The 23,029-nt window shown below is 69.1% G+C and carries 21 protein-coding genes and 1 pseudogene; 6 read left to right on the forward strand and 16 right to left on the reverse strand.

Annotated elements, in window-relative coordinates:
- From OXS49_RS33715 to OXS49_RS21370, 3 genes and pseudogenes are all read right to left on the reverse strand, one after another.
- Nucleotides 1-116: pseudogene (locus OXS49_RS33715) on the reverse strand (glycosyltransferase family 2 protein); the annotation flags it as partial.
- On the reverse strand, nt 113-1,030 hold the full coding sequence (locus OXS49_RS21365; RefSeq protein WP_267426598.1) for a glycosyltransferase family 2 protein: 918 nt from the start codon (nt 1,028-1,030) through the stop codon (nt 113-115). The gene OXS49_RS21365 and the pseudogene OXS49_RS33715, both read right to left, overlap by 4 nt.
- A 30-nt stretch (nt 1,031-1,060) precedes the next feature.
- Entirely contained in the window at nt 1,061-1,699 is a 639-nt protein-coding gene (locus tag OXS49_RS21370) for a PadR family transcriptional regulator (RefSeq protein ID WP_267426599.1), read from the reverse strand.
- Nucleotides 1,700-1,994: 295 nt separating this feature from the next.
- Here OXS49_RS21370 and OXS49_RS33555 point away from each other — a divergent pair, with 295 nt between their 5' ends.
- A complete protein-coding gene (locus OXS49_RS33555) occupies nt 1,995-2,714 on the forward strand; it encodes a CatB-related O-acetyltransferase (RefSeq protein ID WP_276081995.1) in 720 nt (239 codons plus the stop codon).
- Nucleotides 2,715-2,717: 3 nt separating this feature from the next.
- Here the strand turns inward: OXS49_RS33555 and OXS49_RS21380 are convergent, their stop codons facing one another.
- From OXS49_RS21380 to uvrA, 11 genes are all read right to left on the reverse strand, one after another.
- Nucleotides 2,718-3,407, reverse strand: coding sequence for a hypothetical protein (locus tag OXS49_RS21380; RefSeq protein WP_267426601.1), 690 nt, complete (start codon nt 3,405-3,407; stop codon nt 2,718-2,720).
- Complete coding sequence (locus OXS49_RS21385) at nt 3,404-4,588, reverse strand: DegT/DnrJ/EryC1/StrS family aminotransferase (RefSeq protein ID WP_244004278.1); 1,185 nt, start codon at nt 4,586-4,588, stop codon at nt 3,404-3,406. Before OXS49_RS21385 ends, OXS49_RS21380 begins: the two co-directional genes overlap by 4 nt.
- Before the next feature lie 2 nt (nt 4,589-4,590).
- Nucleotides 4,591-5,901 carry a glycosyltransferase family 1 protein gene (locus OXS49_RS21390; protein ID WP_267426604.1) on the reverse strand — a complete coding sequence of 437 codons (1,311 nt, stop codon included), beginning with the start codon at nt 5,899-5,901 and terminating at the stop codon, nt 4,591-4,593.
- 29 nt (nt 5,902-5,930) lie between these two features.
- Nucleotides 5,931-6,746: a glycosyltransferase family A protein gene (locus OXS49_RS21395; protein WP_267426606.1), complete on the reverse strand. Its 816-nt coding sequence runs from the start codon at nt 6,744-6,746 to the stop codon at nt 5,931-5,933.
- A 568-nt stretch (nt 6,747-7,314) separates the two neighbouring features.
- Entirely contained in the window at nt 7,315-8,520 is a 1,206-nt protein-coding gene (locus tag OXS49_RS21400; protein ID WP_267426607.1) for a Zn-dependent hydrolase, read from the reverse strand.
- 184 nt (nt 8,521-8,704) lie between these two features.
- Complete coding sequence (gene trmFO / locus OXS49_RS21405) at nt 8,705-10,126, reverse strand: methylenetetrahydrofolate--tRNA-(uracil(54)-C(5))-methyltransferase (FADH(2)-oxidizing) TrmFO (protein ID WP_244004271.1); 1,422 nt, start codon at nt 10,124-10,126, stop codon at nt 8,705-8,707.
- 75 nt (nt 10,127-10,201) lie between these two features.
- Nucleotides 10,202-10,348, reverse strand: a complete 147-nt coding sequence (locus OXS49_RS21410; protein WP_020095497.1) for a DUF1127 domain-containing protein — start codon at nt 10,346-10,348, stop codon at nt 10,202-10,204.
- 383 nt (nt 10,349-10,731) lie between these two features.
- The gene (locus OXS49_RS21415; RefSeq protein WP_267426608.1) at nt 10,732-10,998 is read right to left on the reverse strand and encodes a hypothetical protein; all 267 of its coding nucleotides are present in this window, start codon (nt 10,996-10,998) and stop codon (nt 10,732-10,734) included.
- Between the two features lie 169 nt (nt 10,999-11,167).
- Nucleotides 11,168-12,142: a S1C family serine protease gene (locus tag OXS49_RS21420; protein ID WP_243916268.1), complete on the reverse strand. Its 975-nt coding sequence runs from the start codon at nt 12,140-12,142 to the stop codon at nt 11,168-11,170.
- Nucleotides 12,143-12,363: 221 nt separating this feature from the next.
- A complete protein-coding gene (locus OXS49_RS21425) occupies nt 12,364-13,353 on the reverse strand; it encodes a transporter (protein ID WP_243916269.1) in 990 nt (329 codons plus the stop codon).
- 534 nt (nt 13,354-13,887) lie between these two features.
- Nucleotides 13,888-17,037 (reverse strand): excinuclease ABC subunit UvrA, encoded by a 3,150-nt coding sequence (gene uvrA, locus OXS49_RS21430; protein ID WP_267426609.1) that lies wholly within the window; start codon nt 17,035-17,037, stop codon nt 13,888-13,890.
- Nucleotides 17,038-17,323: 286 nt separating this feature from the next.
- Between uvrA and OXS49_RS21435 the strand changes: the two genes are divergently transcribed.
- Together OXS49_RS21435 and OXS49_RS21440 are read left to right on the forward strand one after the other, a co-directional pair.
- Entirely contained in the window at nt 17,324-17,593 is a 270-nt protein-coding gene (locus OXS49_RS21435) for a type II toxin-antitoxin system ParD family antitoxin (RefSeq protein WP_244004267.1), read from the forward strand.
- Nucleotides 17,586-17,978, forward strand: coding sequence for a type II toxin-antitoxin system RelE/ParE family toxin (locus tag OXS49_RS21440; RefSeq protein ID WP_267426611.1), 393 nt, complete (start codon nt 17,586-17,588; stop codon nt 17,976-17,978). The genes OXS49_RS21435 and OXS49_RS21440 overlap by 8 nt, the downstream gene beginning before the upstream one ends.
- Before the next feature lie 194 nt (nt 17,979-18,172).
- Here OXS49_RS21440 and OXS49_RS21445 read toward each other — a convergent pair whose 3' ends face one another.
- Entirely contained in the window at nt 18,173-18,598 is a 426-nt protein-coding gene (locus OXS49_RS21445; protein WP_244004263.1) for a cupin domain-containing protein, read from the reverse strand.
- Between the two features lie 10 nt (nt 18,599-18,608).
- Entirely contained in the window at nt 18,609-19,628 is a 1,020-nt protein-coding gene (locus tag OXS49_RS21450; protein WP_244004261.1) for a zinc-binding alcohol dehydrogenase family protein, read from the reverse strand.
- Nucleotides 19,629-19,736: 108 nt separating this feature from the next.
- Between OXS49_RS21450 and OXS49_RS21455 the strand changes: the two genes are divergently transcribed.
- The 3 genes from OXS49_RS21455 to OXS49_RS21465 all read left to right on the forward strand — a co-directional run bounded on the left by OXS49_RS21455 (nt 19,737) and on the right by OXS49_RS21465 (nt 22,855).
- Nucleotides 19,737-20,096: a helix-turn-helix domain-containing protein gene (locus OXS49_RS21455; RefSeq protein ID WP_244004259.1), complete on the forward strand. Its 360-nt coding sequence runs from the start codon at nt 19,737-19,739 to the stop codon at nt 20,094-20,096.
- 101 nt (nt 20,097-20,197) lie between these two features.
- A complete protein-coding gene (locus tag OXS49_RS21460) occupies nt 20,198-22,255 on the forward strand; it encodes a nitrate- and nitrite sensing domain-containing protein (RefSeq protein ID WP_267426612.1) in 2,058 nt (685 codons plus the stop codon).
- 132 nt (nt 22,256-22,387) lie between these two features.
- Complete coding sequence (locus tag OXS49_RS21465) at nt 22,388-22,855, forward strand: DoxX family membrane protein (RefSeq protein WP_244004255.1); 468 nt, start codon at nt 22,388-22,390, stop codon at nt 22,853-22,855.
- Nucleotides 22,856-23,029: the final 174 nt, after the last annotated feature.

Below are 23,029 nucleotides of genomic sequence, written 5' to 3' on the forward strand. Positions count from 1 at the left end.
GACGCGGCGTCCCGCGCGGCCGCGAGGCTCGCGAGACAGGCGCGGAGGAGCGCGCCGCCGTTCCAGTTGACGATCACCACGTCGAGGACCGGGGGACGGGCAGGGCGCTCGGTCACGGGAGATCCTGGGGCAGATTCTGGGGCAGATCCCGGGGTGCGCCGAGGCGGCCGAGGGCGCCGTCGCGCGCCGCTGCGAGAAGCCGAAGCAGCACGGAGGGCCGCCAGCCTGAATCCGCCCAGTACAGGCCGGCCTGGAGGGGCAGGTAGGCGGCCTGGGCGAGCTTCCAGCGGAGCGGCACGTGCGGCAGCCGCCACGCATACACCGCGTTGCGCAGGTAGGTCGCCATGCGGAACAGGGGCTGGCGCGGCATCGCGATCCCGAAGGCCCGGATCACCCCGCCGCCGACCCGGTGGGGGATCCCGACGTCGCGGGCGCAATAGCAGCCATAGCCGAGGCTCCAGGCCCGGAAGCACCATTCGAGTTCGACGCCGTCGATGAAGAAGTCCGCCCGGAACGGGCCGATCCGGTCGAACGCGGCGAGGTCGATCAGCGAGCCCGAGGTCGCCAGGAACTGCACCGAGGCGAGGACGCCCTGATCCGGAACGCCGGGTCGGCGCGGATAGGCTGGCGCCTTGTGGCCGGCGGCCGGCGCCGGGGCGGGGCCCACCACCGCGGCCCGGATCCCGGCACGCCGCAGCTCTCCGAGGGCGGCGAGCAACCCAGCGGCGAGATCTCCGGGCGGCTCGGCATCCTGATCGAGGAGCAGGAGGGTCTCCGCCCCCGCGTCCCGGGCGGACGCGGCGATCCGGTTGAGCGCCGCCGCGATGCCGACATTGTGCCCCTCCGACAGCAGGATCACGCCGGCGCGGACGAGGCGTCCCGCGTCACCGGCGGCGAGACCGCCATTGTCGAAGGCGATCACCGTGGCGCCCCCGGCCGCGGCCTGGGCGAGGACGCGCTCCACCTGGTCCGGGCCCGGCCGGAACAGGGTGATGCCGAGGGCGGGAAGGCCCGAACGCGGATCAGGCACCGGACGGGCCCCGACGCAGGTCGCGGCGCGTCACGCCCGCTCCACCGCGGCGGTCGCCGCCTCCAGGGCCGCCGTGATGGCGGCGGTCTGCTCGGCGCTGAGCGGTCCGCGGGCGAGGCGCATCTGCAGGGCAAGCTTCAGACCCTCCTTGGAGCGCACCAGGGAGGGCGGCGGCCCGTCGCCCCGGGCGGCCTCGGCCTCGGCCATCCGGGCGAGGATGGCCTCCAGGGTCGGGCGGTTGCCGTCGAGGACGGCCTGGCCCTCCGGGGTGATCGTGTGCAGCCGCTTGGTGCCCTCCCCGGGGGTCACCGTGACGTGGCCGAGTTCCTCGAGCAGCGTCAGCGTCGGGTAGACCGTGCCGGGGCTCGGGCTGTAGGCACCGCCGACCCGCTCCTCGATGGCCTTGATGATCTCGTAGCCGTGCCGGGGCTTCTCGGCGATCAGGTGGAGGATCACGAGCCTGAGGTCGCCATGGGCGAAGAAGCGGGCGAGATCGCCGCGACCGCCGCGGCCGAACATCCGGCGGTCGCCGGGGCTGCGGCCGGGATGCCCGTGCCGCCCCCTGTGATCACCCCCCATCGGGCCACGATGAGCGCGGACGCGGTGGGCGTCGAAGGGATCGCCGTAGAAGGGGTCCATGATGTCGGGATGCATGGTGAGTCGACTCACTTCCGATATGTCGCCAATCAAGATATATCGAAACCCTATCGCCAGCAAGGGATTCGGTGAGGCGGGCTTCTGCGCCATGGGGGCCGCCTGCGGTTTACGGGCCCTGCCGGTTCGGTTAGTGCGGCGGCTCACCGATGCCACCGGCCTGCGCCTTGCCCTTCACCCCCCGACGCCGCCCGACAATTGCCCGTGACCCGATCCGCGATCTGCACGGCGACAGCGCCCCGGGACGACACGCGGTGAACGCGTCCGTGCGGAGGTCCGGGGCCCGACGCCCGATCGACGAGGACGCCGTATGATCTCCGTCAACGAGGACATGAAGCAGGAGATGCTGCGGCGGGGCATCTCGGTGTTGCACCCGGCGCCGTTCGGCCTGCCGGAGGATTGCACCTTCGAGCCGCCGTGCAGCATCAAGTGGATGGGCGTCGATTACTGCCTCACGATGGGGGCGTTCTCGTACGCGGTCAGCGGCTACTATTTCGGCGCCGACATCGCCCGCTACTGCTCGATCGGCGAGAGCGTGCAGGTCGGGCGCGGCAGCCACCCGGTCCAGTGCGGCTCGACCTCACCGCTGTTCTACACGCACCATTCGGCGGTGTTCGACCGCGCCGATCCGCGGGCGGAGGATTACGAGATCTGCGGGCCCTATCTGTGGCCCAAGCGCGTGCGCATCGGCAACGACGTCTATATCGGCCACGGCGCCTTCCTGATGCCCGACATCACGATCGGCGACGGGGCGGTGGTCGGCGCCATGGCGGTGGTGACCAAGGACGTGCCGCCCTACGCGATCGTGGCCGGCAGCCCCGCCCGGGTCGTGAAGATGCGCTTCCCCGATGCGCTGATCGAGCGCTACCTGAAGGTGCAATGGTGGCGCTACGCCTTCTGGGACCTGCGCCAGTGCTCGATCACCGACCCGGAGAAGTTCCTGGACGCCGTGGAGGAGCGGATCGCCGGCGGGATGCAGGAATACCGGCCGGAGATGATCCCGCTCCGGTCGCTGGTGCCGGGGGGGTGAGGATTACGTGTCCTCCTCCAACGCGACGGACCAAGTGCGGCGCACCGTCGCCGGGTTACCATGCAACAGGCATCCATCACCGGCCGGCCGCCTGAGCACCGATCCGGCCGAGAGCTTGCTGTAGGCGCCCAGGCGCATTTTCGGCAGGATTGATGCGCCGGTTCCCAGGAATGCGGCCTTTCCACACACGGTATGACCGCACAGGAGCGCGCCTGGTGACAGAACGACAGATGCGTTGAGGCGTGAGTCGTGATGAACCGCCACCTGTGCATGCAACACCACGTTGGCGCCGAGTTGCACGAAGGGACCGACAAAAACGCCGGGATAGATGATCGCCCCGGCCCCGATCACCGCTGAAGGCGCGACGTAAGCCATCGGGTGGACGATACGCGCCAGGGTCAGATTCATGCGGACAAGTTCACGATAGATCTTGTGCCGGATCGTCGGGTCGCCCGTGCAGACGATGAATTCCTTCTGATCCCGGTCCGGGATCGAGGCGATGTCCGCATGCGTCGCGAAGGGACTACCGCATAGGGCGGTCAGGTCTGCGGTCCGCACTGGTCCGGGGGCGACCACATCCGTGATCACGTAGCCGTCGCCGTCCACGCGTCCACGCTCGCCGAGGTCGCGCAGGAGAGCGGCGACCTCCACCGCCAGACCGCCGCCACCGCATATCACGAGCCGCTGCGTCATCGAACGGCTTGGGGAGATCTGGCCTGGGGCTCGCGGACCTCACTTGGTGGTGCGCCGGGGAACGCCTCGGCATACTGGGCGATGGCCCGCCTCAAGGACGCGCAGACCGCCGCGACATCGGCCTCGGTCATGGCCTCGAAGGTGGGTAGGTTGAGGCCACGGGCCGACCATGTCTCGGCGACGGGATAGCGAGTCTCCTCATGATAGGGGGCCTGCTGGTGTGTCGGGTAGAAAAGCGGACGGCTATCGATCCCATCGGCCAGGAGCGCCGCCATGACCGCATCCCGCTCATGGGCATCACCTCCCGTGAGCAGCACAGTGACGAGCCAGGGCACGGGCACCGCCCATGGCTGGGAACCGAGCAGGCGCAGACCTTCAATGCCGGCGAGCCGCTCGGCATACCAGGCGGCCACCTGACGGCGGGCGGCCAGGATCGTGTCGATCCGCTCCAGCTGAGCGAGGCCGATCGCGGCGGCGATGTTCGTCATCCGGTAGTTGAAGCCGACCACCGGATGTATGTAGCGGCGCTGCGGGTCGAGGCCTTGCCCGCGGTAGAGACGCAGCCGCGCCGCGAGAGCCGCGTCGTCCGTCACCACCATGCCGCCCTCGCCGGTGGTGATGATCTTGTTACCGTAGAAGCTGAAGGTCGCACAGGCCCCGAACGAACCGACCGGCCGCCCCCGATAGGTAGCCCCGTGCGCCTCCGCCGCGTCCTCGACCACGTGCAGGTCGTGGCGCGCGGCCAGCCTGCTGATCCGGTCCATATCGGCAGGATGGCCGTAGAGGTGGACCGGTAGGATGGCCCGGGTGCGCGGGGTGATCCGCGCCTCGATACAATCCGGGTCGAGGTTCAAGGTTAGGGGCTCGCAATCGACGAAGACCGGCTTGGCCCCGCAATAGGTCACGGCATTCGCCGACGCGATATAGGTGAGGTTCGGCACGATCACCTCATCGCCGGGGCCGATCCCCAGGGCCGTGAGCGCGAGGTGCAGCGCGGTGGTGCCGTTGTTGACCGCCACCGCATGGGAAACACCGCAGAAGCGCGCGAAGGCGACCTCGAAGGCATCCAGGAAGCGGCCACTGGACGAGATCCAGGTGCTGTCGAGGCATTCGAGCACGTAGGCGCGCTCGTTCCCACCCAGGGTCGGAGCGGCGACGGGAATGAAATTGCGGTCGGCCATGATCAAACCGCCGGCCCGGTGGCGATCAGCGCTTCATCCGCCGCGCTCAGAGGCCGGCCGGCGGCCTTGCGATAGAGGACGCCGAACCGGCGAACCACCGATTCCCAGGTGTGCCGGGCGACAACCTCTCGTCCCCGCGCCGCGAACTGGTCGCGGAGCGGGGCATCCGACCACAGCTTGAAGATCGCACCGGCGATGTCGCCGCTGTTATTGGGGTCGAACAGGAGCGCGCCGCCATCGGTCTGCGACGGCAACGATGTGACGTTGGAGCAGGCAACGGGACACCCGATCGCGAAGGCTTCCCAGACCGGCGCGCTGGCGGCCTCGAACTTGGTCGGTACGACGGCGCCCCGGGCTAGATGGTAGAGCACAACCAGATCGCGCTGGGTTATGTAGCCGGCCCATCGGAAGCAGTCCGTCACGTTGAGGGCGGCCGCCCGCTCCAACACGCGCAACGAGAACGGCACGAGCGCCCCCGTGAAGACCATGAGGGGCGGCTGGATACCCTGTGCCCGCAGGATTGCGGCAGCCTCCACCAGGCCGACATGGTTCTTGTGCTCCCAACCGGCCGCCGGGTAGATCAGGAAGCCGCCCGGCTGGATCTGGAGGCGATCACAGAGATTCCGCACCTCTGCCGGTGCCGGAGGCGTGCGGTCGCCTGCCGGCGGCGCGAACGAGATGACGGCCAGCTTCTCGGTCGGTACCCGGTATTGGCGTTGGAGATCCTCCGCGATCCAGCGCGAAGCCACCGGCACGATCGCCGCCAAGCTGCAGAAATACTGGTAGACGACCTCACGCTGCTCAAGATCGCCGTCAGAAAAGAACTGCGGCAGATGAAGATGCTGGAGGTCGTGGGGGTGGTAGAGGAGCGGCAGGTCCGAATCGAGCGCGAATTGCGACAGGCCGTGCACCACTGCCACGCCTGCATCCCGCAAGGGTCCTGTCGCGTCGTGGAGGTTGATCCGGGTATTCGCACTCTTGTCCCGGAACTTGAAGATCCGCTGGGCCAGCGGCGTGCCAGCCAGCCTGAACGCGCGCTCGCGAATCGGCAGGGCTTCGGTGTTTAGCGGCAGCAGTCTGCAATGATCCGGCATGATCGCGCGCAGATCGTCGCGCGCGTCCGAATCCACGATCAGGGAGAAGCGAAACTGGTCCGCCGGAAGGTAATGGAGATGGGTGATCAGGCCACGTGTGACCTCGGCCACCCCACCAGCAGCACCCAGGGCCGGTCGCGCATAGATCGCGACGTGAAGCTGCTCTGACACTGCAAAGTCCTTTGAGTCGTCCTGCGCCATCTCCGGCGCACGACTCATCAAGCCCGATCCTTGCCCGGGGCTGTCTCTCACCAGGGGATGCGGCCGAAGCGTTCGATGAGGTGCTGGTATTCTGCCCGGCTCTGCTCCTGAAGCGCTGCGTCACCGGCAATACGCGCCATTCCGGAGCGGGAATGCACAAGCCGCGTGATCAGCGGTGCCGGCATTGTATGCCGCTGCAACTCGAGATTCTTGCCGCCGAAGTGCACGACATTGGCGATCCAGGGGCGGACCTGTTCCGCCATCGCAAGGGTTGCCGGCGCCAGGGCGTCGATGAGGTGGCAGCGTCTCAAGCCGCTGTCGCCCAATCGACCGAGCCATTCATTATCGAGATGCCAGCGCAAGGTGGGATCGAACAATCCGATCCGCCGCAGAGTGCTGGACGGCATCATCCACCCTGAGGGCGTCGGGAAGTCGTTGATGCGCATGATCGTGCCGTTCTCATCGACCTCGAGCTGGGTCGTGGAGACAAAATCAAAGCGTTTCAAAGCATTGAGACCCCAGGTGAGGTAATGCGGGTCCCACCAATCGTCGTCCTCCAAGAAGGCGATGTAGTCAAAACGATCCGCCGCCGCATCGATCCCGGCATTCAGGGCACCGGCCTGCGAGCGGGTCTCGCTCCGCGCCCAGATGACATCGCTCCGCTCGGCAAGAGACGCGGGGATGGCCGCATCAGCATCGATGCCGATGATGAAGGTGAGCCGGGCGCGTCCTTCCGCAACAGCGGTTTGGGCGAGCGCGCCGGTGATCGCCCGGTCGACGAAATATGCGTCGGTCTGTGCCCCGACGGTGATCCGCTGAAGACGGGACGGCGTGATCACCCCGACCGACGAAGGCTGCGACATCTCGAAACTTTCCCGTATCACTCCGAAAACCGTGGAATCAAATATATATCTCGATATTGGCGAATTTTTTTCAGTCTATTTCTTATTTATGAAGGCAAATACTCGATCATGCAACTTTTAAAACCAAGTCTCAGCGTTTCTGATCGGAAGACGAGCGCAATGCCCCTGTTACGTTTTGAAAAACCCGCCGTCAAGTTTACGAAATTGGAGGGTTGATGGAGATATCGGCAACTTACAATGCCCAAAGTGCAGCAGATATAAATCAGATTTATTCGATAAAGACGAATTTTTATGGCATATGGAGATCGAATGAAATTTAGAAACCGAAGACAGGCGTTTCCCGACTGCTGTGTCCGGGAGCCAGATGCAGAAGTGGTTTCCTGCATCGCTACGGAATCCGAAGAATCTGGCAGAACCTCGGATCCCCCCGGGGGGCTCCGCCGCCCTACCGTCCGGGCGAAGAGACACGCCGCGATCTGTGACGTCCTGCAGCGTAGCGGAACGGCGCGGCGATCCCACTCAGCGCATGTTTCGGTGCTTCGACAGGCGGTCCCTAAGGCCGCATCCGTTATCCCCGCGCCAGCGTCCGCGCCGCCGCCACGCCCAGCGCCCTCACCCCCAGCGCCAGATCCGCGTCGCTGGTATCCTCCGCCCAATGGTGGCTGATGCCGCCGATCGAGGGGACGAACAGCATCGCGGCCGGCAGGATCCGGGCGACGTTCTGGGCGTCGTGGCCGGCGCCGGAGGGCATCACCTGCCAGCCGCCCGGGCAGACCTGCTCGGCGGCCTCGGAGAGGGCGCGCATCAGATCCGGGTCGCAGGGGGCGGGGATCGCCTTGGAGAGAGCCGTCAGCGTGGCGGGGCAGCGCTCGTGCCGGTTCGATTCGCGCACCAGTGCCTCCAGGCAGGCCTCCATCCGCTCCAGCACCGGCATCGACACGTCGCGGAACTGGAAGAAGACCTCGGCCCGGCCCGGGATGATGCTGTAGCCGCCGGGATCGAGGGTGATCCGCCCCGTGGTCCAGGTGCTGCGCGGGCCGCAGACCGTCGGGAAGTCCCGGTCGATCGCCGCGAGCAGCCGCACCGCCGAGAGGCCCGCGTCCCGGCGCTCCGCCATGGTGGTGCCGCCCGCATGGTCCTGGTTGCCTTCGAACACGATCCGGAACTGCCAGATCGCCACGATGCCGCTCACCACGCCAAGATGCAGGCCGGCGGATTCGAGCTGCGTGCCCTGCTCGATATGCATCTCCAGGAAGCCGTGGTAGCGGCCCGGGTCGAGCCGCATCCGGGGCAGGCCGGCGAGGCCGGCGGTCGCGAGCGCCGCGCGGAGGGGGGTTCCGTCGGTGCGGTTGCGGGCTTCGTCGATCTCGGCCTCGGTCAGGTCGCCGATCGCCGAGCGGCTGCCCAGGAAGCCGCCGGAGAAATGTCCCTCCTCGTCCGCGAAAGCCACGACGTCGACCGGCAGCCCGGCCCGGGCCAGCGCCACACCGGCCACGACCCCGAGCGCCCCGTCGAGCCAGCCGGCCTCGTTCTGGGTCTCGATGTGGCTGCCGACCAGCAGATGCGGGCCGGCGCCGCGATGGCGCCCGAGCACGTTGCCGATCCCGTCGATGGACGCCTCCAGCCCGCAAGCCTCCAGCTTGGCCATCAGCCAGCGGCGGGATTCCATGTCGGCCGCCGAGAAGGTCGGGCGGTGGACGCCGGTGCGGAACCGCCCGATCTCACGCAGTTCGTGCAGGTCGGCCAGGAAGGCTTGGGTGTCGATCTCGGTCATGGATCCCCGGAGGCTGAACGCGCCGACCGTGCAAGGTCCATGCGCGCATCCCGGTTTCCAAAGGGCTTGAGGCCCTTTGGCGGGGCGTCGGGGCGGAGCCCCGACCTTGGGCTTTGCCCAAGCCGAGCAGGGTTTCACCCTGCACCCACAAAAGGGCTCGCCCTTTTGAATCCGGGACTTGGCGCTACTCGGCCGCTACGGGCGTCCGGTCCGCTGGCTGCGTCATCCAGGCGGAGAGGTCGGCCCGGGCGCGGTCGGTCAGCGCGCGCTTCTTGAGGGCTGCCTTCTCCGGTCCACGCAGGCGCCGGCCGGTCTCGTTGCGGGGCGCCTGCGCCAGGGGTGGGAACAGACCGAAATTGACGTTCATCGGCTGGAACGAGCGCGGCGCGTTGGCCTCGCCATCCGCTTCCACGTGGCCGCCCGTGATATGGGCGATCAGTGCACCCAGCGCCGTGGTCTGGGGCAGGGGGGCGAGGGGTTGCCCTGCGGCCTCGGCCACCGCGAAGCGGCCCGCCATCAGCCCCACCGCGGCGCTCTCCACGTAGCCCTCGCAGCCGGTGATCTGGCCGGCGAAGCGCAGGGCCGGCCGAGCCTTCAGCCGGAGCGTGGCGTCGAGCAGGCGCGGGCTGTCGAGATAGGTGTTCCGGTGCAGCCCCCCGAGGCGGGCGAACTCGGCCCGCTCCAGGCCGGGGATCGTGCGGAAGATCCGCACCTGCTCGGCGTAGGTCAGCTTCGTCTGGAAGCCCACCAGGTTGTAGAGCGTGCCGAGCGCGTTGTCCTGGCGCAGCTGAACGATCGCGCAGGGCTTGACCAGGGGGTCGCGCGGGTTGGTCAGGCCCACGGGCTTCATCGGGCCGTGCCGCAGGGTCTCGGGCCCGCGCTCGGCCATCACCTCGATCGGCAGGCAGCCGTCGAAATAGGGCGTGCCCTCCCACTGCTTGAACCCGATCTTGTCGCCCGCCACGAGGGCGGCCACGAAGGCCTCGTACTGCGCGCGGTCCATCGGGCAGTTGAGGTAGTCGGCCCCCGTGCCGCCGGGGCCCGGCTTGTCGTAGCGCGACTGGAACCACGCCACGTCCATGTCGATCGAGTCGCGGTGGACGATCGGCGCGATCGCGTCGAAGAAGGCGAGGGACTCGGCCCCGGTGAGCCCGCGGATGCCCGCGGCCAGCGCCGGGGCGGTCAGCGGGCCGGTGGCGACGATGCAGGAGCCCCAATCTTCCGGCGGGAGGCCCGCGACTTCCCCGCGGACGATGGCGACGTTGGGGTGTTGCTCCAGCGCCCGGGTGACCGCGGCGGAGAAGCCTTCGCGGTCCACCGCCAGCGCCCCGCCGGCCGGCACTTGGTTGGCATCCGCCGCCCGCATGATCAGCGAGCCCAAAGCACGCATCTCCTGGTGCAGCAGCCCGACGGCGTTGCTCTCGGGATCGTCCGACCGGAAGGAGTTCGAGCAGACGAGCTCGGCCAGCCCGTCCGTCTGATGGGCCTCGGTGCGGCGCTCCGGGCGCATCTCGTGAATGACGGCGCGATGGCCGGCCTCCGCCACCTGCCAGGCAGCCTCGGACCCGGCGAGACCGCCGCCGACGATGTGAATGGTCTGTGTCATACCCGAGAATAGCGAAGGACCGCCGCCCGGATCAACGGGCGGCGGTCCTTCGATAGGCCCACGCAGTATCGGGGATCAGACGCGGGCGACGCCGCGGATCTCGCTGCGGTTGATGCCGAGATCGGCCAGATCGCGATCCGAAAGGCGGGAGAGCTGGGTGACCGTGTCGCGGTACCGGAGATAGGCGCGGACGCGGCTCAGGACGCTACGGGCGGCGGACATGATATGCTTTGACCTCTGTTCGGGCATCCGATGGCGCTTCGATGCGCATCGGTGCCTCTTGTTGGTGCAATGCACATATAAGCCCGCTGCGGCGCAGCAGGAGTCGAAAGGTCAAGCATCAGCCCTGCGGTTATCGCATGACCCGCTTAAGATCTCGGCAACCTTTCCGAATGGTCATTCTTTAGGCGCATGCGGAGCCCGCCGAACGCGCGAAGGGCGCCCCACCGGCCGATGGGGCACCCTTCGCGTTGAATCGAGCAGCTAGAGCCGTGCGCCCGATCGGGTTGCGATCGCGCACGGCTCTATACCCTTGGTGTGACGTGCTCTCCGGCGCCGAACCGGTGTCCACTTCGGCGCAGAGCGCTCAATCGCGTGGGGCCGCCTCAGTAGAACGGGCGCGGGCCGTAGTAGCCGTAGGGGCGGCCGTAGGGCCGGGGCCGGCCATAGCCGTAGCCGCCATAATAGACCGGCCGACGCCAGGAGCCGTAGGGGCGGGGCCCCCAGTTCGGGCGGCAGATGCCCCAGGGATTGGGATGGAAGCCGGGGCCGCAGCCCCCGGCCGCCTGGGCCGAGCCGGCAAGCCCGAGGCCGCCGGCGATCGCGGCGGCCACAACGAGCACCTTCGCGCGCGGTGCGCTCAGAAACGTCATGACAGGATCTCCTCTCGTCCTCCGGCGGATCGGCAGCCGGTCGAGGGAGATTCGGCTCCGCCGCCTGAACCGACGCTGAGCCAGAGGTTGTAGCGGGTACAGGCTCGCGGCGGCATCGGCGCAACGCCGTACAGGCCGCCGCGATTTCACGGCCGAGGTTTTCGCGCGGTCAGTGCAGCGAGGGCGTGCGCAAAAACCGCTCCCGGTCGGCGGAGACGAGGGCGAGCTTCACGCCCCGCCCCTCGCGGCGGATGGTGAGCGGCACCCGCACGCCCGCCTCGCCGAGGGCCCAGACGCTGCGGAACAGGGCGGCGAGATCCGCCACCGGCTCGCCCGCCACCGCCTCGATCACGTCGCCGGCCTGGAGGCCGCCGGTCTCGGCCGGGCCGCCATCGGCCAGCCCCATCACCACGATGCCCTCCTCGCTTTCGGTGGCGTAGAGGCCCAGCCACGGGCGCGGTGGCCGGTTCGCCCGCCCGCTCGTCGCGAGGTCGTCGAGGATCGGTGGCAGCAGGTCGATGGGCACCACCATGTTGATCGGGCGCGCGCTTCCCGAGCCGCCCTGCTGCAATTGCAGCGAGCCGATGCCGAGCAGCTCGCCCTGGGGGCCGATCAGCGCCGTCCCGCCCCAGTGCGGGTGTGCGGGGGATGTGAACAGGGCCTCGTCGAGGACGTATTCCCAGTAGCCGGCGAATTCCTGCCGGGCGACCACCTCGACGGCGACGCAGCGCTGGCGCCCGCCCGCCCCGGCCAGCACCGCCCGGTCGCCGGTCTTCAGCCCGGCCGAGCGGCCGAGCGGCAGGGCCGGCACGCCGAGGTCGCCCAGGGCCTGGACCAGGCCGAAGCCGGTGGCGGCGTCGAAGCCGAGGACATGGCCTTGGACCGAGCGGCCGTCCCGGGTGGTGAGCCAGACGCTCTCGGCCTCGGTCACGAGGTAGCCGATGGTCAGCACGAGGCCGTCCTCGCGGATCATCACGCCATTGCCGGCCCGCTCGGTCCCCAGGGTCTCGGCCGTGAACGCACCCTCCGGCACCCGCGTCGACAGGGCCAGCACCGCCGAGAGCGCCCGGTCGAGGTCGTAGCCATAATCCGCAGGCCGCGGCTGGGCCTGCGCGGGGATCTTCCACTCGCCCTGCGTCGCCATGAGAGTCCTTCGCGCGTCCTTCGCAGATCCGCACCCTGGCCGGAACCGGGTGCGCGAAAGACGACAAGATAGGATGTCCGCGCCGCCCGCGACACCCATGTCGGGCGCCCCGCACACCATTGCCGCAGGGCTGAAAACGAAAAGGACCGCCCGGCCGGGGCCGGGCGGTCCTTCGAAAGCGTCCGGGTCCCGCCGCGCGGCGGGATCCGGGTTGGCGCGTCTCAGTACTTGCGGACCAGCGGCGCCGGGACCGGCGTGGCGGCGGCGACCGGCGAGTACAGCGGGACGATGAAGCGGATCCAGCCGTCCGTGGAGTAGTCGCTGCGGGTGCGGCCGAACGCGTTGGTGAGGGTCGCGCCGGTCACGACGTCGCGGGCGACGTAGGCCTGGACGGTGAAGATCTTGAAGTCGTAGCCGATGAGGCCGCCGACTGCGAACCGGCCGCGGTTGCCGGCCGCCGCGCTGTACTGGCTGATGTCGAAGTTATACGTGCCGTAGGCGATCGGGCCGATCTCGAAGTTGCCGAACTTCTTCGTCGCGGTGATGTCGAAGTTCAGCGAGTCCGAGAGGTTGATCGGGCCGATGGCGGCGCCGACCTGACCCGGGAAGCGGCCGGGCGAATCGTAGATGTTGGCGGTCAGGTTGCCGGTGATGTTCCAGCCGTCACCGGTGTAGCTGCCGGCAACGCCGAAGCGGTAGGTGTTGGAGGAGAGCTGCGGCAGCACCGGGGTGCCGACGACCTGACCATTGACGACACCGCCGTTGATCGAGCCGCGGTCGCCGTTGAGGTCGTTCAGGTACACGCCGCCGAGCAAGCTGACGCCGAAGTTGCTGCCGAGGTCGAAGGCCCAGATGCCGCCGACGAAGGTGCCGACGTTGATCGAGATGTCCTTGTTGCGCTGGCCCGCCGGGTTGCGGGTGAAGACGAACACGGTCGGGGGAGCGACCAGCAGCTCGACGCGGCCGCCGAGCGGAACCAGCGGGGTCGACCAGACCAGGACCGGGACGTTGACGGCCGTGTCGGCGTCGTTCCGGCCGTCGGTGCGGCGATAGGTGAACGTGTTGATGGCGTAGAGGCCTTCCGGCAGCGGCGCGCCGACAGCGAGGCCGACCTGCTCACCGGGAACCGTCGTGGTCTGCGCCTGCGCGATCGTCGAGGTCATGCCGACCGTGAGCGCGACCGTGCCGGCCGCGAGCCAGTTCTTCATCATTGTCTCATTCCTTCCCAAGGTCCCAAGGCATCCGTCCCGCTTTCGGCACTTCCCTGCCGGTCTGCTCGCTCATTGCGGCTGCCGGCTTCGGACCTGCCGAGCGCCCCCACGGAGCCTGCCCGTCTCAACGTCTGCGACTATTCTACAGAGACCCTCGGAAAGACAGTGGAATGCTCGCCCGAATGCCAAAACCGGCCCAACCGTTGCCCAAAAGCCGCATATTTGCGGCGGCGCAACACTATCCACAAGGCGGGTTCGGGACGCCGTCTCCGGCAAAATATCGTTGAACGGTCAAGCTGTTGTCGCCGCGGATCACGGGAGAATCCGGCAAGCCCTGGCGGACAATCGGGCAGGGGGCGGCCTCGGGCGCTTCGGTCCGGATCCGCGCCTGATCGGCGTCCGGAGGGGCCCGCGCCAGGCGCGAAACGCGGGGCGACGGCTCGAATCACCATCCGCGGGAACCGTTCTCGGCCGGCACCCGGCAAAAACTGCCGCGCCGGCGGGCGCCGACCGGCGCCCGCACCGAAGCGCCGTCTACTCGGCAGCGCTGCGGCGGGGCGCACGGGCGGCGGGCGGCGCGGCGGGGCGCCGCTCCAGCACCTCGCGCAGGAACCGGCCGGTATGGCTGGCCTTCGCACGGGCGATCTCCTCGGGCGTGCCCTGCGCCACCACGCGGCCGCCGCCGTCGCCGCCCTCGGGACCCATGTCGATCACCCAGTCGGCGGTCTTGATCACTTCGAGGTTGTGCTCGATCACCACCACGGTGTTGCCCTGGTCGACCAGCTCGTGGAGCACCTCCATGAGCTTGGCGACATCGTGGAAGTGCAGGCCGGTGGTCGGCTCGTCGAGGATGTAGAGGGTGCGGCCGGTGGCGCGCTTCGACAGCTCCTTGGAGAGCTTCACCCGCTGCGCCTCGCCCCCCGACAGGGTGGTGGCCTGCTGACCGACATGGACGTAGTGCAGGCCGACCCGCTTCAGGGTCTCGAGCTTGTCGCGGATCGCCGGCACCGCCTTGAACAGCTCGGCCGCCTCCTCGACGGTGGAATCGAGCACCTCGGCGATCGACTTGCCCCGGTACTTCACCTCCAGGGTCTCGCGGTCGTAGCGCTTGCCCTTGCAGACGTCGCAGGTGACGTAGACGTCCGGCAGGAAGTGCATCTCGATCTTGATGACGCCGTCGCCCGAGCAGGCCTCGCAGCGCCCGCCCTTGACGTTGAACGAGAAGCGCCCCGGCTGGTAGCCCCGGGCCTTGGCCTCCGGCAGGCCGGCGAACCAGTCGCGGATCGGCGTGAAGGCGCCGATATAGGTGGCGGGGTTCGAGCGCGGCGTGCGCCCGATCGGCGACTGATCGATGTCGATGACCTTGTCGAGGTGCTCCAGCCCCTCCAGCCGCCCATAGGGGGCCGGGTGCTCAAGGGCGCCGTTCAGCTTTTTTGCCACCGCCTTGTAGAGCGTGTCGATCACCAGGGTGGACTTTCCGCCGCCCGAGACGCCGGTGATGCACGTGAAGGTGCCGAGCGGGATCTCGACGTCGACGTCCTTCAGGTTGTTGCCCCGGGCGCCGAACAGCCCGAGCTTGCCCTTCCGGCCTTTTCGACGCGCGGTCGGCGTGCGGACCGACATCTGGCCCGTGAGGTACTTGGCGGTGAGCGAGGCGGGATTCGCCAGAACCTCGGCGGGGGTGCCCTGCGCGATGATCTCGCCGCCGTGGATGCCGGCGCCCGGGCCGACATCGACCACGTAATCGGCCTGCCGGATCGCGTCCTCGTCGTGCTCGACCACGATCACCGAGTTGCCGAGGTCGCGCAGGCGCTTGAGCGTGCCGAGCAGCCGCTCGTTGTCGCGCTGGTGCAGGCCGATCGAGGGCTCGTCCAGCACGTAGAGCACGCCGGTCAGCCCGGAGCCGATCTGCGAGGCCAGCCGGATGCGCTGGCTCTCGCCGCCCGAGAGCGAGCCGGAGCCGCGGGCGAGCGTCAGGTATTCGAGGCCGACATCCACCAGGAAGCTCAGCCGGTCGCGGATTTCTTTTAAGATTCGGACCGCGATCTCGTTCTGCTTGGGCGTCAGCTTCTCGGGCAGCTCGGAGAACCAACGGTGCGCCTCGCTCACCGAAAGGGCGGTCACGTCGGCGATGTCCGCCATGGCGACCTTGACGGCCAAAGCCTCGGGCTTCAGCCGCTTGCCGCCGCAGGCGGCGCAGGGCGTCTCGCTCATGAAGCGCCCGATCTCCTCCCGGACGGCGTCCGAGTCGCTCTCCTTGTAGCGGCGCTCCAGATTCGGGATCACGCCCTCGAACGGCTTGTTGACCGTGTATTTGCGCAAGCCATCATCGTAGGCGAAGCGGATCGACTGCTTGTCGGAGCCATAGAGTACGATGGCGCGGGCCGTCTCCGACAGGCTCTGCCAGGGGACGCTGGTCTTGAAGCCGAAATGCTCGGCCAGGGCGTCGAGGGTCTGGCCGTAATAAGGCGAGGTCGACTTCGCCCAGGGGCCGATCGCGCCGCGCTTCAGGCTCAGGGCCGGATCGGAGATCACCAGTTCGGGGTCGATCCGCATCTCGTGGCCGATGCCGCTGCAGGTCGGGCAGGCGCCGAACGGGTTGTTGAACGAGAACAGCCGCGGCTCGATCTCCGCGATGGTGAAGCCCGACACGGGGCAGGCGAAGCGCGACGAGAAGGTGATGGTCCGGGGCGCCTCGCCCTCGGGCGCATCCGCGAACACGACCTCCGCGATACCGTCGGCGAGTTCCAGCGCCGTCTCGAAGGAATCGGCCAGCCGCGATCCGATATCGGCGCGGACCACGATCCGGTCGACGACCACGTCGATGTCGTGCTTGAACTTCTTGTCGAGCTTGGGCACGTCGTCGATGGCGTAATACTCGCCGTTGACGCGCAACCGCTGAAACCCTTTCTTTTGGTATTCAGCGATTTCTTTGCGGTATTCGCCCTTGCGGCCGCGGACCACCGGGGCGAGCAGGTAGAGCCGGGTCTTCTCCGGCAATTCCAGCACCCGGTCGACCATCTGCTGGACGGTCTGGCTCTCGATCGGCAGGCCGGTGGCGGGCGAGTACGGGATGCCGACCCGCGCCCAGAGCAGGCGCATGTAGTCGTAGATCTCGGTGACCGTCCCCACGGTGGAGCGGGGGTTCTTCGACGTGGTCTTCTGCTCGATGGAGATGGCCGGCGACAGCCCGTCGATCTGATCGACATCGGGCTTGGACATCATCTCCAGGAACTGGCGGGCATAGGCCGAGAGCGACTCGACGTAGCGGCGCTGCCCCTCGGCGTAGATCGTGTCGAAGGCGAGCGACGACTTGCCCGAGCCCGAGAGCCCGGTGAACACCACGAGCTTGTCACGCGGGATGGTCAGATCGACGTTCTTGAGATTGTGCTCCCGGGCGCCGCGGACCGCGATGACGCGGCGGTCCTCGGCGGAGGCGGGGGCGGCGTCGAACAAGGCTGCAAGCTTGGCGTCGGTGGCGGCCTCGGATTTCGTGCGAGCCGGCTTGGCCTGTGCAGCTTTGGCCTGGGCAGCTTTGGCCTGTGCGGCTTTGGGCTGTGCGGCCTTGACGGCGATGGGGGCCTTCGGAGCCGTCCTGGAAGGCGTTTCGGCGGCAGCTTTGGGCGCGGCGTTCGCGGCACCAGCGCGGCTTGCGGCACGACTTCCAGCTTGGGCTTTGGCCATGAGGGCGGCGGTCTTTCGAGGCGTCGACGAAGTCGAATCGGATGCGCGCGCGGGCCAGCCGCCGCTCCGACTCATGTCGAGCCCGAAGGGCCCACGGCAAGATGCGGCCGGCGGGACGCAGGCCCGTCATGCGCCGTCCTTGCTAGAACGAAACGCGTACGGCGGCAACCGCTCCGTGCAGCGGCGGAATTGAACCCCAACATTGGGAGCCATAAGAATTTTTGTGAACTATGCTTATCCCTGCTCCAGCGACCCTCGATTCTTCTGACCAGACGGTAAGGTCTCCATGGCGACCATGACGATTTCCCTGCCCGATCCGATGAAGGAGTGGATCGAGGCGCGGATCAAACAGGGCGATTATGCCAGCACGAGCGACTACGTCCGCGACCTCGTGCGCCGTGACCGCGAGCGGCGGACCCAGCCCGAGTTGACGATCGAGGATCTGCGCCGGATCGTCGATGAGTCCCGCGCCAGCGGACCGAGCCGTCGCAAGGTCCCCGACATCCTCGCACGGGCCAAGCAGCACGCTCAGGCTGATCAGCTTCTGGATGGGTGACTATGCCCTCACCGCGAGGGCTGAAGCGGAACCGTTCGACATCGCCGTCTCCGGCTACCGGCAGTTCGGTATCCGCCAAGCGGAAACCTGTGCTGGCGGCCTGGAACACGTCTTTCAGCTCCTCGCCGACAATCCCCGCATGGGCTGGAAGGCCGACGCGATCCGGCCCGGCGTACATCGGCACGAGCATGCCGCGCACGTCATCCTGTACGAGCCGGTGGAGGGCGGTGTCTTGATCCTAGAGCCGTGCCCGATCGCACTGCAATCGTGCGCGGCTCTCAGCCTTTGTTTTGACGCGCGCTCTTGCGCCGAACCGGCGTCCACTTCGGCGGAGAGCGCTCTAGCCATCGTCCACGGCCACAGCGTGAGTCGCCTCGGCCTGTAGCGGAGGGGCCTGTGCCGTGCCGCCTCGATTCTCGGCCCCTCCTCACCGACAGGTGCCGATGCCAGCCCTCGATCCTGACCGACCCGCCCTTGCCTGAGCCGACGACCGCGCCGCGCGCAGTGGCGGCCCCGCTCGTCCGGGTCGCGGCGAGCGGGCGGTTCCTGCGGCTCTGAGGCCGTTTCGCGGGAACGGTCTCACGCCTCCGCGTTGCGCGCCATAAAGGTGGCGGGCGTCCCGTCCTCCGGGTTCACGAAGACGATGTCGGTGGGCGCCCGCCGGGGCGTGTCGATCGACAGAAACACCACCGGCTCTTCCGGCTCGATCGTCGGCATGGCGTGGACGGTCCCCTTCTCGAAGAACAGGAGCTGGCCGGGGCCGAACGCCGTGACAGCGTCCGGATCCCCCAGCCAGACCGTGCCCCGGCCCGAGAGGCAGTAGAGATACTCGTCGCAGGTGGCGTGATAATGCGGCGGGGTCGGCCGGTAGATCCGGAACACCCGGGCGCTCGCCGCCTCTCGGTCGGTCAGGTAGGTGTCGACCAAGAGGGTTTTTGCGCTGTCGGGCAGGGACGCCGCCAGCGTCGCCACATCGAAGATGCCGGTTCCCGCCGCTTCGGCCATCCCGTCCCCCTCACTCCGAAAAGCCTTCGAGCACGATCTTGCCCTTGGCGCGCCCGCTCTCGATCAGCGCATGGGCGCGCTTCAGGTTCGCAGCGTCGATCCGCCCGTAATGCTCCCCCAGGGTGGTGCGCAGGCGCCCGGAATCAACGCGGCGAGACACCTCGTCGAGGAGCGCGCCCTGGGCGGCGATGTCGGCGGTGGCGAACATCGACCGGGTGAACATGAACTCCCAGTGCAGCGACAGGCTCTTGCGCTTGAGAAGCCCGACATCGAGCTGCTCCGGATCGTCGATCAGGGCGAGGCGGCCCTGCGGGGCGATCAGCTCCACGATCTGGGCGAGGTGGGCGTCGGTGTTGGTGGTGGAGAAGACGAGGCCCGGGGCGCCGAGGCCGAGGGCAGCCACCTCGGCGGCGAGCGGCCTGGCATGGTCGACCACGTGGTGGGCGCCGAGGTCCCGGCACCATTGCGCCGTCTCGGGCCGCGACGCGGTGGCGATCACGGTGAGGTCGGTGAGCGCCCGGGCGAGCTGGATCGCCACGGAGCCGACGCCGCCCGCGCCGCCGACGATCAGGATTGCCGGGGCCGCGCCCGGCACCGGCTTGCCCGCGTCGAGCCGGTCGAACAGCGTCTCCCAGGCGGTGATCGCGGTGAGCGGCAGGGCGGCGGCCTGCGCCCAGTCGAGGGTTTGGGGCTTGTGCCCGACGATGCGGGCATCGACACAATGGTATTCCGCGTTCGTGCCCGGCCGGGTGAGATCGCCGGCGTAGAACACCGCGTCGCCCACCGCGAAGTTTTGGACCTCCGCACCCGCGGCGACGACGGTCCCGGCCGCGTCCCAGCCCAGGACCTTGACGCCGCCGGCCTCCGGCTCGGCCCGGCGTCGGACCTTGGTGTCGACCGGGTTCACCGAGATCGCCTCGACCTTCACCAGCAGGTCGCGGGGGCCGGGCTCCGGTTGCGGCAGGTCAACAGCGACCAGGGCTTCGGGATCGGTGATCGGCAGGGACTTGCGGTATCCGACGGCACGCATCGTGATCTCCTCCGGCTTGTCAGGCAGGAGATGCCGCGGCCCTTCCCGCGCCGCAAGTACGCACATAAAAGGCCGATAGTGCCGAAAACGATACCGTGGGAGACCGCCATGGCCCGCACCCGTCACCATACCGGCGCCTGCAGCCCGGGCTGCGCCGTCGAGGCGACCCTCCGGTTCATCGACGGCAAGTGGAAGGGTGTGATCCTTTACCACCTGCTGGAGGGGACCCTGCGGTTCAGCGAGATCCGGCGGCGGCTGGCCAGCGTGACCCAGCGCATGCTCACGAATCAGTTGCGCGAGATGGAGGCGGACGGCCTGATCACGCGAACAATCTATGCCCAGGTGCCCCCGAAGGTGGAATACAGCTTGACCGCGCGCGGGCGCTCCCTGGAACCTGTCATCCGCGCCTTGAAGACCTGGGGCGATCTGCACGCCGGACAGGCAGATCCTGCCCAGAACGCTGCGTGATCGAGCAGATCCGATCGAAGCGAGACGGTAGACCATAACCGGATGTTCAACACTTGCCGGGAGGGTGAGCCCTTTCTTGCTGAACAATCCCAGATCGTCCCATGCCGCTCCTGTCCTCGCTCCGCGCCCGCATCCTGGCGGTGGCGCTCGCCCCCTGCCTCGCCTTCGCGGGGGCGGCGGGTCTGGCCGTCTCCGACCAGTGGGCGCGCCGCGCCGAGATGGACCGGGTGGAGAGCCTCGTCGGCCTCGCTTCGCGGATCAGCGCCTTCGTGCACGAGGGCCAGCGGGAGCGCGGCGCCTCCAGCCTGTTCCTGGCTGCGAAGGGCGCGCAGTTCGGGCCGGAGCTCGCGGCCCAGCGCCAGCGCACCGACGCGGCGCTGGCGGGGCTGCCGGAGGCCATGGTGGCCGCCACGGGCTTCGGCCCGGCCTTCGCGGCGCGCGGGGCGGGGTTCGCGCGGGCGCTCACCGGACTCGCGGCGCAGCGCCGGGCGGTGGACGCTCTGACGCCCAGCCCCTCCGAGGCGGCGCGCTTCTACACCGGCCTGATCGGCGAGGGGCTCGGCCTCGTGCGGGCGATGGGCGGGGTGATCGACGAGGCCGGCCTCGCCGCCCGGGCCAACGCCTACGCGGCCTTCCTGGCGCTCAAGGAGGCCGCCGGCCAGGAGCGGGCCGCCGCCTCGGCGGCCTTCGCGTCGGGCAGCCTGGACCTTCCGGCCGCGCGCCGGCTCGCGACCCTCTCGGCCGAGCAGGCGACCTATGCGGGCCTGTTCCGGGCCGGAGCCGCAGACCCCCAGGCGGCGCTGCTCGACGCCGCGGAGGCAACGGAGCCGGCCCGGGAGGTGGCACGCCTGCGCCAAGCCGCCCAGGAGACGATGCCGGGCGCCCCTCTGGCGTTCCGCGACGCGCCGGCCTGGTTCCGCCTCGCCACGCAGCGGATCGACGCCCTGAAGGGCGTGGAGGACCGGCTGACCGCCGACCTCGTCGCAGCCGCCGGCGCGGTCCGCGCCCAGGCCGACCAGATGCTGACCCTCTGGAGCGTCGGGGGATTGACCTTGTTCACCCTTGCGGCGGGTCTGGCGGTTTGGCTCGGCACGGCCATCGCCCGGCCCCTTGCCCGGATGGCCCGGGTTCTGGCGGCGATCGGCCGGGATGAGGCGACGGACGACGCGGCCGAGCTGGCGATCCCGTCGGGCGGCCCGCGGGAGGTCCGGGCGATCGCCGCAGCGGCCCTGGCGTTCCGCGACAGCGTCGCCGAGCGCCGCGCCGCCCGGGCCGCGCAGGAGCGCCTCGCCGCCGAGAACGCCGAGGCCCAGCGCGCGGTCGCGCTCGGCCTCGCCGACAGTTTCGAGCGCCAGGTCGTCGGCATCGTCGAGGCGGTCTCCGCGGCCGCCGCCCAGCTGGAGGCCTCCGCGCACGGCATGGCCCGGGCCGCTCAGGACACGACCGACCTCGGCCGGGCGGTGGCGACCTCCGCCGACTCGGCCGCGCGCTCGGCCGACACGGTGGCGGCGGCGACGGAAGAGCTCACCGCCTCGGTGCGGGAGATCGGCGTCCAAGTCGGGTCCTCGGCCGATCTCGCGGCCGCCGCGACCCGGGACGCGGACGGCATGGCCGGGGAGATCCGGCGCCTCGCGCAGGCCGCCGGCAGCATCGGGGAGATCGTCGCCATGATCTCGCAGATCGCCGGCCAGACCAACCTGCTGGCGCTGAATGCCACGATCGAGGCGGCCCGCGCCGGCGAGGCGGGCCGGGGGTTCGCCGTGGTGGCGGCTGAGGTCAAGGACCTCGCAACTCAGACCGCCCGGGCCACCGAGGAGATCGGCGCCAAGGTCGCGGAGATCACCGGCTCCACGGAGGCTTCGGTCCGGTCGATCGGCGGCATCACCGCGGTGATCCGCAACCTCGCCCGGATCGGCGCCGAGATCGCCGCCATGGTCGAGGAGCAGGGTGCGGCCACCGCCGAGATCGCCCGGACCACCGCGCAGACCGCGCAGGACACCCGCGGAGTCTCGGGGCACATGACGGGCGTGGGCGAGGCGGCGGACACCGCGAGCCAGGGCTCGGCCCAGGTGCTGCAGGCGGCGGGCGACCTCTCCCGGCAGGCGGGTGCCCTGCGCGAGGCCGTGACGGGGTTTCTGGAGCGGGTGCGGGCGGCGTGAGGGCAGGGGGCTCGGCCCTGGAGACGTGCCCGGTCGCGTTCAGACCCCGACGAACCGAATTCCCCTTCCCCGATCACGCCCTAGTTGACCACGCGAGGGCCCCGGGGCCGGATCGGACATCGTCTCACGCCCATGGCCAGTCTCAGCGTCGCGATCGCGTTCGGCATCCGGTTGCTCCTCGTGCTGCTGTTCCTGCCGTTCAGCGCCCTCGACAAGATCCTGAACTTCAAGGGCGCGGTCGGGCAGGCGCGCCAGGCCGTGCACGCCACCGCGCCCGCCACGCTGCTGATCCTCGTCGGGCTTACCGTCGAGATCGGGATGTCGCTGTGCATCCTGACTGGCACCGCCGACCGGGCCGCCGCCTTCGTGCTCGCGGGCTATTGCGGGGCCACGGCGCTGCTGTGGAAGCAGTTCTGGGCACCGGGTGATTTCTGGGCCGGCGGCAAGGGCCGCGAACTGTTCTGGGACTTCTTGAAGAACTTCGCGCTCGCGGGCGGCTTCCTGCTCATCACCTTCGGCACCGGCGCCGGGACGGTCCAGGATTTCCTCGCCGATCCCCTCGGCTCGACCCATCCCTACGCGGCCCCGTCCCGGCCCTGACGCGGTCGAGTCCAGTTTTCCAAAGGGCGAGCCTTTTGGTGGGTTGTCAGGACAAGGCCCTGACCGTCTAGGACGCAGCCCGATACCGGACGACGTCCGGCACCGGACGACGTCCGGCACTGGGGCTCTGCTCTGGACCCGCGAAAGGGCTCGCCCTTTCGAAACCAAGACAGG

Origin of the sequence: Methylobacterium sp. GC_Met_2 (genome assembly GCF_026540795.1) — a bacterium.
In the GTDB taxonomy this organism is placed as follows: domain Bacteria; phylum Pseudomonadota; class Alphaproteobacteria; order Rhizobiales; family Beijerinckiaceae; genus Methylobacterium.